The sequence below is a fragment of the Candidatus Dechloromonas phosphoritropha genome (genome assembly GCA_016722705.1).
In the GTDB taxonomy this organism is placed as follows: Bacteria; Pseudomonadota; Gammaproteobacteria; order Burkholderiales; family Rhodocyclaceae; genus Azonexus; species Azonexus phosphoritrophus.
This window is the reverse complement of the sequence record JADKGN010000001.1, coordinates 769,832-785,347: the sequence shown is the minus strand read 5'-3', so window position 1 is coordinate 785,347 and position 15,516 is coordinate 769,832. Positions and strand designations below refer to the sequence as shown.

At 63.9% G+C, this 15,516-nt stretch carries 16 protein-coding genes; 1 reads left to right on the top strand and 15 read right to left on the bottom strand.

Going from position 1 to position 15,516, the window contains the following annotated elements:
• The first annotated feature begins 11 nt into the window (after positions 1-11).
• The gene (locus IPP03_03865) at positions 12-1,406 is read left to right on the top strand and encodes a DUF2252 domain-containing protein (GenBank protein ID MBL0351838.1); all 1,395 of its coding nucleotides are present in this window, start codon (positions 12-14) and stop codon (positions 1,404-1,406) included.
• A gap of 45 nt (positions 1,407-1,451) precedes the next feature.
• On the opposite strand, the gene IPP03_03860 is transcribed toward IPP03_03865, so the two are convergent.
• The 15 genes from IPP03_03860 to IPP03_03790 form a co-directional block, all read right to left on the bottom strand.
• Positions 1,452-1,829, bottom strand: coding sequence for an SHOCT domain-containing protein (locus IPP03_03860; GenBank protein ID MBL0351837.1), 378 nt, complete (start codon positions 1,827-1,829; stop codon positions 1,452-1,454).
• A 49-nt stretch (positions 1,830-1,878) separates the two neighbouring features.
• A complete protein-coding gene (locus tag IPP03_03855) occupies positions 1,879-2,103 on the bottom strand; it encodes a DUF1049 domain-containing protein (protein MBL0351836.1) in 225 nt (74 codons plus the stop codon).
• Positions 2,104-2,167: 64 nt separating this feature from the next.
• On the bottom strand, positions 2,168-2,905 hold the full coding sequence (locus IPP03_03850) for an alkaline phytoceramidase (GenBank protein MBL0351835.1): 738 nt from the start codon (positions 2,903-2,905) through the stop codon (positions 2,168-2,170).
• 87 nt (positions 2,906-2,992) lie between these two features.
• Positions 2,993-4,090 (bottom strand): META domain-containing protein, encoded by a 1,098-nt coding sequence (locus IPP03_03845; GenBank protein ID MBL0351834.1) that lies wholly within the window; start codon positions 4,088-4,090, stop codon positions 2,993-2,995.
• Positions 4,091-4,143: 53 nt separating this feature from the next.
• Positions 4,144-4,584 (bottom strand): glycine zipper 2TM domain-containing protein, encoded by a 441-nt coding sequence (locus IPP03_03840; protein ID MBL0351833.1) that lies wholly within the window; start codon positions 4,582-4,584, stop codon positions 4,144-4,146.
• Between the two features lie 33 nt (positions 4,585-4,617).
• Complete coding sequence (locus IPP03_03835; GenBank protein ID MBL0351832.1) at positions 4,618-5,478, bottom strand: amino acid ABC transporter substrate-binding protein; 861 nt, start codon at positions 5,476-5,478, stop codon at positions 4,618-4,620.
• Positions 5,479-5,645: 167 nt separating this feature from the next.
• Entirely contained in the window at positions 5,646-7,280 is a 1,635-nt protein-coding gene (locus IPP03_03830; GenBank protein ID MBL0351831.1) for an NADH/ubiquinone/plastoquinone (complex I), read from the bottom strand.
• Positions 7,277-8,812 (bottom strand): NADH-quinone oxidoreductase subunit J, encoded by a 1,536-nt coding sequence (locus tag IPP03_03825; GenBank protein MBL0351830.1) that lies wholly within the window; start codon positions 8,810-8,812, stop codon positions 7,277-7,279. The genes IPP03_03830 and IPP03_03825 overlap by 4 nt, the downstream gene beginning before the upstream one ends.
• The gene (locus IPP03_03820; GenBank protein ID MBL0351829.1) at positions 8,809-9,135 is read right to left on the bottom strand and encodes a cation:proton antiporter subunit C; all 327 of its coding nucleotides are present in this window, start codon (positions 9,133-9,135) and stop codon (positions 8,809-8,811) included. Before IPP03_03820 ends, IPP03_03825 begins: the two co-directional genes overlap by 4 nt.
• Complete coding sequence (locus IPP03_03815) at positions 9,132-10,079, bottom strand: DUF4040 domain-containing protein (protein MBL0351828.1); 948 nt, start codon at positions 10,077-10,079, stop codon at positions 9,132-9,134. The genes IPP03_03820 and IPP03_03815 overlap by 4 nt, the downstream gene beginning before the upstream one ends.
• The gene (locus IPP03_03810) at positions 10,076-10,369 is read right to left on the bottom strand and encodes a monovalent cation/H(+) antiporter subunit G (protein MBL0351827.1); all 294 of its coding nucleotides are present in this window, start codon (positions 10,367-10,369) and stop codon (positions 10,076-10,078) included. Before IPP03_03810 ends, IPP03_03815 begins: the two co-directional genes overlap by 4 nt.
• Positions 10,366-10,653, bottom strand: coding sequence for a multiple resistance and pH regulation protein F (locus IPP03_03805; GenBank protein MBL0351826.1), 288 nt, complete (start codon positions 10,651-10,653; stop codon positions 10,366-10,368). Before IPP03_03805 ends, IPP03_03810 begins: the two co-directional genes overlap by 4 nt.
• Complete coding sequence (locus IPP03_03800; GenBank protein ID MBL0351825.1) at positions 10,646-11,134, bottom strand: Na+/H+ antiporter subunit E; 489 nt, start codon at positions 11,132-11,134, stop codon at positions 10,646-10,648. Before IPP03_03800 ends, IPP03_03805 begins: the two co-directional genes overlap by 8 nt.
• Entirely contained in the window at positions 11,131-14,193 is a 3,063-nt protein-coding gene (locus IPP03_03795; GenBank protein ID MBL0351824.1) for an efflux RND transporter permease subunit, read from the bottom strand. Before IPP03_03795 ends, IPP03_03800 begins: the two co-directional genes overlap by 4 nt.
• On the bottom strand, positions 14,190-15,293 hold the full coding sequence (locus tag IPP03_03790; protein MBL0351823.1) for an efflux RND transporter periplasmic adaptor subunit: 1,104 nt from the start codon (positions 15,291-15,293) through the stop codon (positions 14,190-14,192). The genes IPP03_03795 and IPP03_03790 overlap by 4 nt, the downstream gene beginning before the upstream one ends.
• Positions 15,294-15,516 lie beyond the last annotated feature (223 nt).

Here is a 15,516-nt window from a genome sequence, read left to right as displayed (position 1 = left end):
AAAGGAACACCATGACAGAACCCACACCGCCGACAGCAGATGTTCCGCTTACCGGACTCCACGACTTCCCGGCGACCATCAAGGAGCGGAAAGCGGCGGGCAAGGCCGCCCGCCAACGGGTAGCGCCCGGCGCCCAGGGGCACTGGGACGAGACGGCCCGCGGGCACGACGCGCTCGCTACGCTCGCCAGCCAGAACCTGGTCCGCGTGCCCGATCTGGTGCCTCTCCGGTACGGACGCATGGCGGTGTCGCCGTGGAACTACTACCGCGGGGCGGCGGCGGTGATGGCCGCCGACCTGGCGTCGCAGCCGCACAGCGGCCTGGAGGTTCAGCTCTGCGGCGATGCCCACGTCCTCAACTTTGGCCTCTGGGCGACGCCGGAGCGGAACCTGCTGTTCGACCTGCGTGACTTCGACGAGACCCATCCCGGTCCCTTCGAGTGGGATCTCAAGCGTCTGGCGGCGAGTCTGGTGGTGGCGGCCCGTGCATGCGGGATCAAGGCGCGCACCGCCGAGGCGGCAGTAGTAGCCGCCGCCTCGGCCTACCGTAAACGCATGAGCAGATATGTCGACGCGCCGGAGTTGGACATCTGGTACGACAAGATCAATGTCTACAACCTGGTGAGATTTTTCAAACCAGCCGACCGTGGGCTCGTGTCGATCCATATCGAGAGAGAAGCGCGTGTGCGAACCAGTCTGGGCGCATTCGCCAAGCTCACCAGCATGGTCAACGGGCGGCCCCGGATCGACGAGAATCCACCGGTTCGCGTCACCATCGACGACGACGAGCAGGCCGATCTGGTCGACCAGCTCTTCGCCGGGTATCGCTTGACCATGCACGAGGGCCGGCGACAGCTGTTCGACCGTTTTACACTCGTCGATGTGGTCCGTCAGGTCGTCGGGGTCGGCAGTGTCGGCATGCGCGTCTATCTGGTGTTGCTCGAGGGCCGTAGCGGCGACGATCCGCTGTTCCTCCAGGTCAAGCAGGCTGCTGCCTCGGTGTACGAGGCCCACACCCAGCCCGGCCGACATGAAAACAATGGCCAGCGGGTGATCAGCGGCAAACGGGCCCTGCAAAGCGCTACCGACATCTTCGCCGGCTGGGGCTCCCTGCGCGGGCGGGACTATTACGTGCGCCAGTTCCGCGACATGAAGATCATCCCGACCATCGAACTCCTTGGCCCCTACCTGATCGAGATCGCCACCGCGTGCGGCGAGGCTCTCGCCAAGGCCCATGGGTGCACCGGCGACCCCGCCGCCATCAGTGCCTACATCGGCAAGGGCAAGAAGTTTGACCAAGGGATCGGCAACTTCGCTCGTCTCTACGCCGACCAGAACGACCGGGATCACGCCCAACTCGTCGCTGCTATTGCCGCCGGCACCATCGAGAGCCGATCCGACTCGTAGCACGCACAGACTGGATTGCCGGGGGGTCCCCCCGGCAAGGAAAATTCAGGCGAGTGCCTTTGCCTTGAGCTTGACGAACTCTTCTTGGCTGATCGTACCGTTTTCGAGCAGCGCCTTGGCGTCAGCGATCTGTTCGGCAGGCGATTTTCCGGCTACATGCCTGATGTAGGACTCCGCTTCGGAGCGCGACCGCTCGAATGCGGCGCGTTGCCGTCCCGCCATGCTCTTGCCGCGAGCAATCACATACACCAGTGCCGTCAACATCGGCAGGAAAATCAGGCCGATGAGCCACAACGCCTTGGAGCCGCCTCCCAGTTCGCTGTCCTGGAAGAGATCGGCAATGATCCTGAACAGGATCAGGAGATAGGCCACGAAAAGGAAGGTCGATGCGATTAGCATGACGAAATCCCAGAAATTGCTCATTACAAACTCCTTTCAATCAGAAGAAAAAATCGACCATGACGGCTCGGTGTCATTCGCCTTGGCGCATCGCACCCTTGGCCCAGCCGCGCAGCAAACCGAGCAACGCACTCCCCGAGACCATCCCCAAAATGTACACGACAATGATCAGCAAGGACGTGGGCATCGTAATACCCGCACCAAAAAACGAGACTGTAACCGCCTCGAAGTTCTGTATCTTGAACAGCAACACGACCGCCGTTACCACGACAATCAGAGATATGTAGACGTAGCGCATCTGCTTTCTTTCCGGGTTTTCCCTTGTTCCATCAACAGTCGGCTGGGTCACCAGCCCCTGGCACTCAGCCCGCCGATACGGAAACCTCTTTGAGGCTCCTGTTCACCAGCATGTGACAAACAACGATTGCAGCAGCAGCGGCCGCAAGGTGCTTGAGCGTATGGCCGCTGACGAAATGACCGATCGCCAGTAGCTCGCGATCGAAGGTCTCGAGGAGCTTGCTGAGCACGTAGCAGCCAAAAACCCAGTAGATATCGCGGCCGCGAGTATAGCGGGACGGATTCAGTCTGGCCAGCAGGAGCAGGATAATGACGGAGTATCCTTGCAGAATTCCATAGGGCAGGACATTGCCCGCCCCCATGCGTTCCGTCGCCCGCCAATAGACGACCGACGCCACGCCGAGCAGCAGCATCGGCAGCAGCAACAAGAGTCCCGCGCGCACATTGATCCGATCGACGATCTGGCTTGATACCAGTCCCATGAAGGCGATCGTCATCGGCAGACGATCCCAGAACAGGGTCTCGTTGTCCGGCGCGAGGTGATAGTAGGCCGATCCGAGCGCGGTCAGCAGAACGCCAGAAAAGAAGACCACGAACGGCCAGCGTTCGCTGGCGAACTCGAACCGCACGCGGCCGCCGATGACGACTGCAAGGCCCGCGACTCCCGCGATCAGGAAGGCGAGGTTGGAGACGACATCGAGAAAGTTGGCGACCCCGAAAGCGTGCCGGTGATCGGCAAAATCATGGTATTCAACGGGTTGCGGCATGGCAGGCAGCAGAAACGCCGCGGCGATGGCCAGCAACGTAAAGGCGACGATCCATCGCGTGCGTTTGTTCATGTGCTTAACTCGATCGACGATAACAGCCGGTCCGAGTTGGCTCCGGCATGGTCATCTGGCGACTGGGTTCGCTGTCAGCACCCGCTCGCCATCCGCGCGGTGCATGTCCAGCATGCCATCCTGAATGTTCCACAATATTGCTGTTTCGAGCGCCACCAGGAATTCGCGCTCCTGCTGCATGACACTCTCGCCGGCACATGCCATGCGTGTCGCGGCCAGCGGCCCGATGACCAGACGATTCTCATCGCGCTTGAATGTGCCGCGGAATGTGTTGCACCCGCTGTGGCCCTGCACCGCGCCGTCCTGGAACGAAAGAGTCAGCCTGGTGCCGGACAATGCGCTCACCACCGCCTGTCGGCCATTGTTGAAGCCAGTGACTTCCCACGTGATGCCCTCGAGTCTGGGCGCCGGCGCCATCTGGAAAACCAGCGGCGCGCCGGACACCGGGGTCAAGGTCAGGCGGTCGACGCTGATCGCGTAGCGGAGGGTGCCGGTCAAGGCGCCGTGAACAGCGCGCTCAAGTGCCATTTCAGGCTCCGGACAGGCCATCATCGTGCCGGCCAGCATCCCGATAACCAGCTTGTCGCGGTCAACCGTGTAACCACCCATAAATCGGTTGCAACCGGAGAAACCACTGATGCGCCCCGCCTCGAAGCGCGCTGTCACGGGGCGCTTCGAGGCGCCGAGCGCGCTCGAATCATGCCCCGGCAGGCCGACAAGATTCCAGGTCGGTCCCTCGATCGTGGCCACCGGGGCCGGCACGGCATTTTGTGCAGCCGGAGTACGGCAGCACCCGGCGAGGAAGCGCCCGTCAGGTAGCGAAACACGCGCTGTCACCGGGTGCCTGAGGTCGGACATGCCGTCGCTGCAGACCGCTTCGCGAAGGAAAGCCACGAGGTTGCCGCCCTTGCCCCCCGCGGCCTTCCCGCGCCAGGCCCGTTCCTTCAGGGCGTCGAGACGTGTTTCGCTTCCCCGGAAATACACCGGCCGCCGATCGGGAAGCAGCAACCGCGCGGAACTTCGTCCGGAGAACTCGAGACCCCATGACGGTTCGTTGCCGAAACATATCAGTTGAGGCTCCTCGGCGTTTGCGGGTAACGCAGATGCCAGGAGTGCTAACACCGCGATGCAGGTCTTGATCATATCCACGTTAGCTCCTTGTTCGGCGATATCCCGCGCCTGGGGGTGCGCAAGCTCATCGACTACCTGCGCGACAGCAGTTCGATTCCGTTGTTGGTGACCCGCACGCGGTCGCCAATGCGCAACCCCGGAGAGGCCGATTGCTGGACGGTTGCCAGCGAGCCATCATCGTAACGGACGCCGATGATCCACACCAGGGAACTTCCGCTGGTCATCCGGTTCCCTGCGTAGGCTCCACCAGCGGCTCCGACCACGGTCGCCGCGGTCCGGCCTCTGCCGCCGCCGATCTGATTGCCGAGCAGGCCGCCGACTAGCGCACCGCCGATCGTGCCGATGGCAGTGTTGGGATTCTCTACCGTCTGCGAGCGGATGGATTCGACGGTGCCAACGCGGGCGGACGGCTGCGAAACCTGGAAAGCCTGCTGAGTCTCACAGCCCGACATCAGCGGCACGACGAGAATGATACAGAGCGCAAGGGCGCGCCCGAAGTGATTTAGTTTCATTCCTTGATCCTCATTCGACATAATGGTGCGCAATTATTCGGGAATCGAATACAGCAAGTACATTGCGGACAACAGGCCGGTCGGGCGCCCGAGCACGCCCAGCCAGCGCGCGAAAATGGTCTCGATATCGTCGCTCAGGTAAACATCGGTCAGGGCGCGATTGACTTCCAGCCGCAACGCGGCATCACCGCGCGGCAACGCCATCGCATAGGGCTCGAACGAAATTTCCTCGGCCAACAACACGAATTTGGTGGGATCCTTGGCCTGCGCCGCCAAGCCTACCAGTTTGATCTTGTCGCCGGCATAGGCATCGACACTGCCGGATTCAAGCATCGCCAGGGCTTCGTTAGCGTCGCCAACCTTGACGACGCGGGTATTTACCAGGTGCTTCTGGACGATGGCATTGAGGTGCGCCTCGGTTGTCGTATCCTTCAATACCGCGATCTTCTTGCCATCCAGATCAGCCATGCTATCGAACGACGAGTCGGCCCGGATCATGACGCCGCCGGCGTCGATGAAGATAAGGCCGGAGAAATCGACGCTGGCGAGACGGGCGAGGGTCTGGGATGTGTTCCCGCACTCCAGGTCGGCCTTGCCCGTGGCGACCATCCGCAGGCGCTCCGGGGTTGAACCAGCGAGCCATTTCACCTTGAGGTTGGGCTGCCCGACTACCTGCCCGATTCGGGCGATGACACGCTTGCACAGGTCGATCGAATAGCCGGCCGGTTCGTTGTTGGTGCCGACAAATGAAAACGGCAGCGCATTGCCGGCAAACGCGACATTGATGACCTTCGCCGCCTTGATCTTGCCGAGCGTGTTGGGTACGGCTTCGGCGATGGCGCCGCTCGCGAACAAACTGCCAGCGACGAGTGCTCCGATGAGAAATCTTTTCATGACAAACCCTCTTGAAAGTGGATCCGGCAATAACAGCCATGCCGACTGAACGAACAACGCGCGAAGTTAACAGACCCCTTGAATCCGGTCAACAACAAGCAATTGTTATGTCATTACGACGTCGGCGTGAGACGAGCGGATCGATCGCCGCATCGGCGACCGCAAAGTCAGGGTCCGGCAACGATCACCGCACCGAAGAGGAGCGTAAGGAACAGCAGCGACATGGCGGCTACCGGCCACCGGCGCAACGACGCATCCAGGCGACCGAGGCTTGCGCTGGCGGTGGTGGCAGCGCGCATGGCGGGTATCAGTGCAACGACGACATCGCCTTCGGGAATTTGCGGCAACTGGCGCTTCCAGCGTGCGAGCCCGATCGCCAGTAACGTACCCGCGGCAATCGGCCACAGCGCCGACCACAGGGCATACGGCGCCAGGACATCGGGCAGGGAATAGCCGCCGGCGGTGAGATAGAGCGCCCAGGGAATGACGATCGACGCCGCAGCCATCGCCAGCCACGGTACGACCAGACCGCTCGGCGCCTGTGCATTCTCCTCCTTGGCGGCAGTCGCCCGCAAACAGAAGACGAAATGCAACATCAGCACCGTCGTACCGATCGCCGATAGTGTCGCCAACACGCCCGCCGGCCCGTCGCCCATCAGACTCTTGGCCACCTCCTTGGTGAGCGCGCCGCCGGTCAGCGGCAAGCCGCCCAGGCCGACCGCGATCACGGCCGCGGGCAACAGCATCGGCCGCAGATAGCGCGCGCCAGTCGCGCCAATCACGCCGACGGCGAGGAACAATGCACCTTTCGCCAGCACATGATTGGCGGCGTAGAAGGTGGCGATCATGCGCGCGCTACCATCACCGGCCGCCATGCCCATGCCGATGATCGCCATGATTACCCCCATCTGGCTGACGCTGGAATAGGCCAGCACGGTTTTCGGGTGCGACTGCGTGATACCGATCAGCACTGCATAAAGCGCGCCCAGCAAGCCGATCATGGCCACCATCGCGCCAACCGCCCAGGGCGCCGTTTCGATTGGCATGAAGCGGATCAGGCCGATCACGCTGGCCTTGACCACGGCGCCGCTCAGTAGCGCCGAGGCCGGCACCGGCGCCGCCCCGTGCGCCAGCGGTATCCAGAAATGCAGCGGAACGAGACCGGCCTTGATGCCGAAGCCAGCAATCAGCAGCACGAAGATCGCATCGCGCCACGGTGACGCGTCGATCGCTGCCGGCGCGGCTGCAATCAGAAGACTGTTGCCGGGCGCACTGATTACCACCAGCACCATGCCGACCAGCACCAGCGACTCGGCGAGCAGCGCCATGCCGATGTAGATCGCCCCGGCCCGGTACGCGCGCGGCGTCCCCTCGTACAGCACGAGTCCGGTAGTGCCGACGCTCAGCAGCGCCAGCAGCGCATAGAAACCCACCATGTCGGCGGCCACGAAGACGCCGAGACAGCCGGCCAGGGTCATCAGCCAGCAGACGACGAAATTGCCGCGGCCAGGCTTCTCGCTCAGGTAGGTGGCGGCATACCAGCCGCCCGCCATCCACAGAAGTGAAGCAACACCGAGCAGAACACCGCCGGCGCGGTCGATCTCCAGCGCCAGCGGCAGGCGCTCGTTGCCGAGCATCAGCAATTCGCCGCGGCTGGCGAACCATGATGTGACCAGACCCGGCAGCGCCGCGATGGCCAGCCACGGTAACAGGCGTTCGCGCACGGCGCGCCACAGGCAGGCCAGCAGCATGGCCAGCGGCAGACCGACGGTAGCGCAGAGCAGGAGGTCGGTAAGGCTCATGGCAAACCCCCGCCAAAAGGCTGCGGCCGACCAATCTGCACCACGTCGACCGGCAGGAGCGCCGCGAGACCAAGCAGGAAGGCAACAGCGGCCAGCGTCAGAACCACCGCTTCGCGGGAGCGCGGTACCGCCATTTTCGGGGTTAACGGCACGTCGACCGCAACCATTGCCCGCATCAGCACGATAAACACATAACAACTGGTCAGCAGCCCGCCAAGCAGCATCACAACGACCCACCACCACTGCCCGGTCGTCAGCGCTGCGCTCAGCAGTAGCCATTTGGCGAGGAAACCACCCGAGGGCGGCAGTCCGACCAGTGAGACGCCGCCGAGTGCGAAGGCGAGCATGGTCATCGGCAACTGTCGCACAATCCCCTGCAGGTCGGCGATACGATCATGGCCAAGGGTCGCATAGATCAGCCCGGCCCCCATGAACATTGCGGCCTTCGCCGTCGCATGCGAAATCGCCTGCAGCATGCCGCCGGTGACAGCCGTGGCAGTTGGCAATTGCAGCGCCGCGAGCCCGGCGGCGAGCGGAAACATCAGGAACAGGTAGCCGATCTGGGCGACCGTCGAATAGGCGATCAGCAGCTTGAGCCGCTTCTGGCGCAAGGCGACCACATTGCCAAACAGGATCGCCGCGGCACCGAGCGCCGCCAACAGTTGCCCGGCGGCCGGCGTGACGATGCCCGGCATGACATCGAGCCACAGGCGGATAACCAGGAAAAACGAGCCCTTGACGACCAGTGCCGAGAGCAGTGCGCTGGCCGCTGCGGGCGCGCCGGCATGCGCTGGCGGCAGCCAGAGATGCAGCGGAAACAGCGCGGTTTTTGCCAGCAGGCCGATCGTCATCAACGCGGCGGCGACGACAGTCGCCGGCACCGGCTGAACGCGCTGGGCGAGCAAGGTGATGTCGAGGGTGCCGTAGGCGCCGTACAACAGTACCGCGCCCAGCATGTAGAGCACCGAGCCGAGCAGCGCGAAAAGCAGGTAGCGCAGCGCTGCCTGCAGGGTTTCCGGGCGGCCGTCGAGGCAAACCAGGGGCACGCCGGCAAAGGTCAGGAGTTCGAGCGCAACGTACAGTGTGAACAGGTCGCCGGCAAGGAACACGGCGTTGAGCGCCCCCCAGACCGCCAGCAGCAGTGTCCAGAACATGAACGGGGCACGCGCCTCGGAGACGCCGGCCGGCGTCGCGAAATCAGCACGGGCGAAGAATGCGACCGCCAGAAGAATGACCGTCGTCGTCAACAGCATGACCGCCGACAGGCCATCGGCGCGCAGCGCGATGCCCAGCGGCGGCGCCCAGCCACCCAGCAGATAGACCTGCGTCTGCCCGGAGTGCACCAGCTCGACGATAATCGCCATGGCGAATACCAGCCCGAGCGGAATTGTCAGAAACGCTACGCGCCGAGCATTGCGCCCACCAAGGACCAGCGCAGCGAGAACACCAAGCAACGGCAGGACGAGCGCCAGGACGAGCAGGAAACCGCCTGTCGTGGTCACTTCCGCGATGGCTACCGGCAGGGCGCTCATGCTGGCGGGTTGCCGGATTCGGGAGCCGCCAGCGTGGCGGCACCGGTTGTGGCGTAAAGGCGCATGACCAGAGCGACCGCCATTGCGGTGGCCGAGAAGGCAACGACGATACCGGTAATGACCAGTGCCTGCGGCACGGGATCGCCACCCATGCCAAGCACCGCCCCGCGCCGTGCAACCACGCCGAATAGCAGGAAGACGCCACTGCCGATCAGGTTGAAAGAGAGTATCTTGCGCAGCGGTTGCGGATTGACGATCAGGCCGTAAAGGCCGATCCCGATCAACGCCGATCCGCACAAACCAAACAGGGTGACGCCATTCATGGCCGCTCGCTCCGTTCCGGCGGACCCAGTACCAGCAGTCCCAGGGTGACGGCGATGGATAGCACCGATGCCGCTTCGATAATCAGGATCAAGGGCTTTGCGTAGCCGTCCGGGTAGGACAGAAAGGCACCCGCCAACGGTACGCCGGCAAAGCCGATCGCCAGAAACACCACGGTGCCGGTCACCAGCGCGACGCGCAGCAAATGCCGGCTTACCGGTGGCGCATCGACCAGCCCGGCCATGATCGCCAGCAGCCACATCGCCGCCAGTAGTGTCCCTGCTTGAAACTTGCCCCCGGGGAGGTCGGCCCCGATCCAGAAAACATAGATGGCGACAATGATCCCGAGCGGTGGCAGCAGGCGCGCGAGATAGGCGAGCAGGCCATGCGGATCGCTGGTGTAGCGCGGCCCCGGGCGCCCACCCCAGAGGTCATCCGGGGTCAGCGCCCAGACCGCGAGCAGCGCGAATATCAGTACCACCGCTTCCAGCAGGGTGTCGGTGGCGCGAAACGCAAGCAGCACAGCGGTGACCGCGTTGCCGAGGCCAGTCGAGGCGATGTGCTCGGCAACCTGCGGCGCCAAGGTTGGCGCCGGGTCAGGCAGGGTCAGCACAACCGCAGCCAGGGCAATCGCAACGATCCCCGAGAGCAGGGCTGCCGCGATCCGCGGAAGCGGACCGGGAATTTCGGCGCGGGCGGCGGGCTCGGTCGGGCGCAGGCGCACTGCGGCGCGAATCAATAATACGCTGGTCAGGCCGCCGCCGATGGCCGCTTCGGTCAAAGCGGCATCGATGGCCGCCAGGCGCACCCAGACCAGCGCCAACAACAGCCCGTAGATGGCATAACCGATAACCGCGGCGAACGAATCGCGCACCGCGACCGTCCACACGGCGACGGCAAAAACCAGGATAAACAGACTGCCGTCAAGAAGTAGCGCCATGCTCATGGCGGAGGCGCCGAACGACGCGCGACGCGCGCGATCAGTTGCGACGCGGTCGCCCCGGCCAAAAGCACGAGCAACCAGACACAGATCAGCTTGAGGGCGCCATGCGGGCTGCTGACGCGGGGCAACAGCCCGAGCACGACCAGGCCGAGACCGAGATTGTCGGCCTTGGTCAGCGCGTGCAAGCGGGTCAGGGTATCGGGGAAGCGCAGCAATCCAACGGTACCGGCAAAAAAGAAAAAGACTCCAGCCGAGACGGTAGCAATAGTCCACAGATCAAGCAGCAGGCTCATTCGCTTTCACCCGGCCGCGAAGAGCGTGGCCGGCCAAGACCACCGCCATACTTGACGAAAGCAACCGAGGCAAAGGCTGCCAGCAGAGCCAGCGTCAACGCCGCATCGGCAATCGCCGGGTCCGAGATCGTCGAGCCCAGCAGCAGTGCCGCGATACCGCCGGTGCCCAGCAACTGCGCCGCCATCATGCGCTCGGAGTCGCCGGGGCCGCGCAAAAGGCGGAGCAGACCGAGGGCAGTCGACAACAGCACCAGAACGGCAGCGCCAGCCAGGAACTCAGTCATTGCGGGGCGACTCCTCGAGCGCGCGGGCCAGTACTTTCTCTTCCACCGCGAGTTGCTCCAGAATGGGTTGTCCGACGTCGAGGCAATGAAAAATGATCTCACCCTCGGTTTCGCCACAGGGCAGCGTACCGGGCAACAGGCTGGAGATGGTGGCGAAGGTGTTGCGTAAATGTCCGGGAGCGTAGCCGGACGGATAGGAGACGAACCCCGGATTCAGGTGCAAACGCGGCGCCAAGGCGCGCCGCGCGACGTCCAAGCCGGCGAGCAGCGACTGCCAAAGAAAGCGCGGCAGTAACGCAATGAGCGCCCCGAGTCGCACGCGTTGCGGCGCCGGCGGCAGCAGATACAGGCTTACCCAGGTCGCGCCGACCGTGGCAATTACCCCGATTGCCAAGGTTGAAATGGAGACGCCGATGAGCGCGATCCATAAAACCAGGAATAGTGCTCCGCGACCCAGAGCCGTGCGCTTTCCGGGACTCACGTTGCCTGCTTCGCTTCTGGCGGAACCGGCGACTCGCTACCGAAGACCGTCACGTAAAGTGCCGGCAGGAAAACCAGCGTCAGCAGCGTGGCGACCAGCAGCCCGCCCATGATGGCGAAGGCCATCGGGCCCCAGAATACGGTCGGCGCGATCGGCAACAATCCCAGCACGGTCGAGACTGCCGTCAGGACCATCGGTCGCAGGCGCGAGCTTGCCGAGGCGAGGACCGCCTCGAGGACGCTTTTGCCTTCGGCGCGGTCGGTCTCGATCTGCACGATCAGGATCACCGTGTTCTTAGCAATCATCCCGATCAGGGCGAGGATGCCGAGGATGGCGACGAAGCCCAGCGGCTGGTTGAACAGCAGCAGTGAGAGGACGACGCCGATCAGCCCGAGCGGCAGCACGCAGATCACTATCGCCAGCCGGCGAAAGCTCACCAGCAGCACCATCATGATCGTCAGCATCAGCACGATCATCAGCGGCACAACCGCGAACACCGAAGCTCTCGAGATGGCGCTCTCCTCGTACAGGCCACCGGTTTCGATCTTGTACTGCGTCGGCAGTCTGCCGGCCAACTCGGCGATTTTCGGCGCCAGCGCGCCGACGACTGTATCGGGCTGGACGTCGTGGACTACGTCGGCGCGCACGGTGAGCGTCGGCAGGCGGTCGCGGCGCCAGACGAGCGGGAATTCCTGCTCCTCGATCACCGTCGCAAACTGGCTCAGGGGCACCATGCGCCCGCTCGGCGTCGGCACCTGCAGCGAAGCCAGGGTTCCAAAAGAGGCACGCTCCTCGTCGACCGCGCGCGCCACGACATTCACCAGGTAGATATCGTCGCGTACCTGCGTCACCGTTGAGCCGGTCACCTTGGCGTTGAGGACGGTGGCCAGGGTCGTGGAGCTGATGCCGAGTTGTCGCGCCTGATCCTGGTTGACGCGGACGCGCAATTGCCGGGCCGGCTCCATCCAGTCGTAGTTGACATGCCGAGTGCGGGTGTCGGACCCCAGCACCTGTGCCAGCTCGAGCGAAATTCTGCGCACCTCGTCCTTGTCCGGGCCGGTCACGCGGTATTGCAGCGGCCAGCCGACCGGCGGCCCCAGTTCAAGCGGGGAGACGCGCGCGACGACATCGGGAAACTGCTCGGCGAGGACCTTTTCGAGCTTACTATGCAGCCGCTCGCGCGCCTCGATGTCCTTCGTAACGATCACGAACTGGGCGAAGAACGGGCTGGCCAGTTGAACGTTAAGCGTCAGGATGAAACGGATCGCGCCGCGGCCGACGTAGGTGCTGTAGTGGTCGATGTCGGGATCGTCCTTCAACAGCGCTTCGAGATGCAGGGCCTGCGCCTCGGTGGCGTAGATCGAGGCGTTCTGCCGCAGCGTCATGTCCACTGTCAACTCTGGGCGGTCGGAGGCCGGAAAGAACTGCTGCGGCACGTAGCGCAGCAGGAAGACGGAAGCGGCGAAAGCCGCCAGTGTCAGGCCGATGGTCAACCATTTGGCGCGGATCGCCGCCTGCAGGAAGGCGCTATAGACGCTCAGCATCTTGCTCGGCTTTGCCTCCGCTTCGGCCTTGGGCGCCTTCAGGATGGCCTTGCCGAGCAGTGGCCCGAAGACCACGGCGACCAGCCACGACACGATGAGCGAAATGCACACCACCGAAAAAATGGAGAAAGTGTACTCGCCGGCGTTGCTTTTCGCGAAGCCGATCGGCACGAAGCTGGCGATCGTTACGAGCGCACCGACCAGCATCGGTGCCGCCAGCGTGCGGTAGGCGAAGGTCGCCGCCTCATCCTTGCTGTCGCCCGCGCCGAGGCGGCGGATCATGGCATCGACAGTGGTCATTGCATCGTCGACCATTAGTCCCAGCGCAATGATCAGCGCGCCGAGCGAGATACGATGCAGGTCGATGTTGGCGATGTCCATCACCGCGAAGACGATCGCCAGCGTCAGCGGGATCGCCATTGCTACGACCGCGCCGGGCCGTCCGCCGAGGCTCAGGAAACTGCAGACGAGAATGATGACAATCGCCTGCCAGAGCGAGGTCATGAAGTCGTTGATCGCGACGTCGACGCTGACGGCCTGGTCGGCGACCAGCGTCGGCTCGATACCGTGCGGCAGGTTGGCGCTGATGTCGGCCATTTCGCCGCGGATGTTGCGGCCGAGCGCCAAGATGTCGCCGGCGTCACGCATGGCGATGGCGATGCCGATCGCCGGTTTGCCGTTGACGCGGAACATCGGCTGCGGCGGATCGGAAAAGCCGCGCCGCACCGTGGCAATGTCGCCGAGGCGGAAGATGCGGTCGCCGGCGACGATATTGACCGATTCTATATCTTGTTCCGAATCGAAGGAACCGCTGACGCGCAGGAACACGCGCTCCTGTCCAGTCTGGATGGTGCCCGCCGGACGCACGAGGTTCTGCGCTTGCAGTGTCGCCAGAATTGTCGGGTAGTCCAGGCGCAGGCCGGCCAGGCGTTCGGTCGAGAACTCGATGAAAATCTGCTCCTCCTGCGCGCCCAGCACCTCGATTTTCGAGACATCGGGGACGTGCAGCAGGCGCGAACGCGCCGCTTCGACATAATCGCGCAACTCGCGGAAGCTGAAGCCGTCGGCGGTGAAGGCATAGATGATGCCGAAGGTACTGCCGAAGTCGTCGTTGAAGCCCGGTCCGATGACGCCTGCCGGCAGTGTGCCGCGCATGTCGCCGATGTTCTTGCGCACCTGGTACCAGATGTCCGGTACCAGTTTCGGCGGGGTCGACTGCTTTAGATCGACGAAGATCGTTGTCTGGCCGGCCGTGGTGTAGCTGCGCACGCGGTCGAGATGGTCGGTTTCCTGAAGTGTCCTCTCGAGGCGTTCGGTAACTTGGTTCAGTGTTTCCTCGACCGTCGCGCCAGGCCAGGAGGCGCCAACCACCATTGTCCTGAAGGTGAAGGCCGGATCCTCGCCGCGTCCGAGGCGCATGAAGGAGATCGACCCGGCGACCACCGCGACGATCATCAGGAAGACGATCAGTGAGCGCTTGGCGAGCGCCCATTCCGAGAGGTTCGGGCCGATCACGGCTTCGTCTCGAGCAAGCGGACCTTCTGACCCGGGCGTAGCGCCTGCACGCCCGCGGTAACCACGATCTCGCCCGGATCCAGGCCCGTCGCAACCTGAACCTTGGCCGGGTCGGAGGCGCGCACTTCGATCGTGCGCAAGGAAACCGTCAAAGCCTGCGGGTCGACGACCCATACCGCCGACCGGTCTTCGGCACGGACCAGCGCCGACGCGGGAATCCCGATTCCCTGCGCTGCGCCGACCTGCATGCTACCGGTGACGGTGGCTCCCAGACGCATAGCGACCGGCGGCTCGATCAATCCGACGCGAACCGCGAAGGTTCCGGTCACCGGGTCGGCGCGCGGCGAAACCTCGCGCACCCGGCCCTTCGCCGTCACCGTCGCATCGCTCGCCAGCGTCACGGTGATTTCCGGATTGGCCGGTGCGATGTCCTTGAGCCGTGCGGACACGTCGAAAACGGCATCGCGACCATCCTTGCGCGCAATCTGAACGACCATGCGCCCGCCCTGGACCACTTCGCCGGGTTCGGCGCCGACCGCGATTACCACGCCGCCGGCATCGGCCAGCAGTCGCGTGTAACCGAGGCGGTTGCGGGTGATGCTTACCTGCGCCTGCGCCGCGTCGACCTGCGTCTGCGCGCTGTTGGCAACCTGCGCGATACGATCGAAGGCCGCCTGGGAGATGAAGTTCTGTGCCAGCAGCGAACGGTTGCGCGTCTCGTTGGCGCGAGCCTCGATCAGTTGCCCGCGGGCACCCTGCAGGGCGGCTTCCGACGCGCGCAGACCGTTTTCCTCGTTTTCCGGATTGAGCCGCGCGATTTCCTGGCCGGCCCTGACCGCATCGCCGACACTCACTGCACGGCTGATCATGCGCCCGTCGATACGAAACGCCAGATTGACTTCGCTTTCCGCCTGGACCCTGCCGGTGAGCATCACCGAATCGCTACTATTCACCGACTCGACGGTGACCACGCGCACCGGACGGATTTCCGGCGCGGCCTTCTTCTCTTCGGGCTGGCAGGCGCCGAGAACGGCAAGTGCCGAAGCTGCGACCATCCAGTTACACGTCCGCCGCGCGCATTTGTTTTGAATGAATGACATGATTTTTCCCAAGCCGAGTACCTCAATGTGCCGAATTTACCACACGCCCATTGATCAATGGGAGGGCGCACAGCCGGCGGATGCCCGAATTCCCGGCCTTGGCCGGATTGGTGGAGAGCAGGCGGATGCCGAGGTCGCGCCGCGGCGGACTATAATTTCCTCCAGCTCATTGCGGGCAGCGCCACGCTGTTGCCGCAGTGCCTTTCGACCCAATGATCGCGCG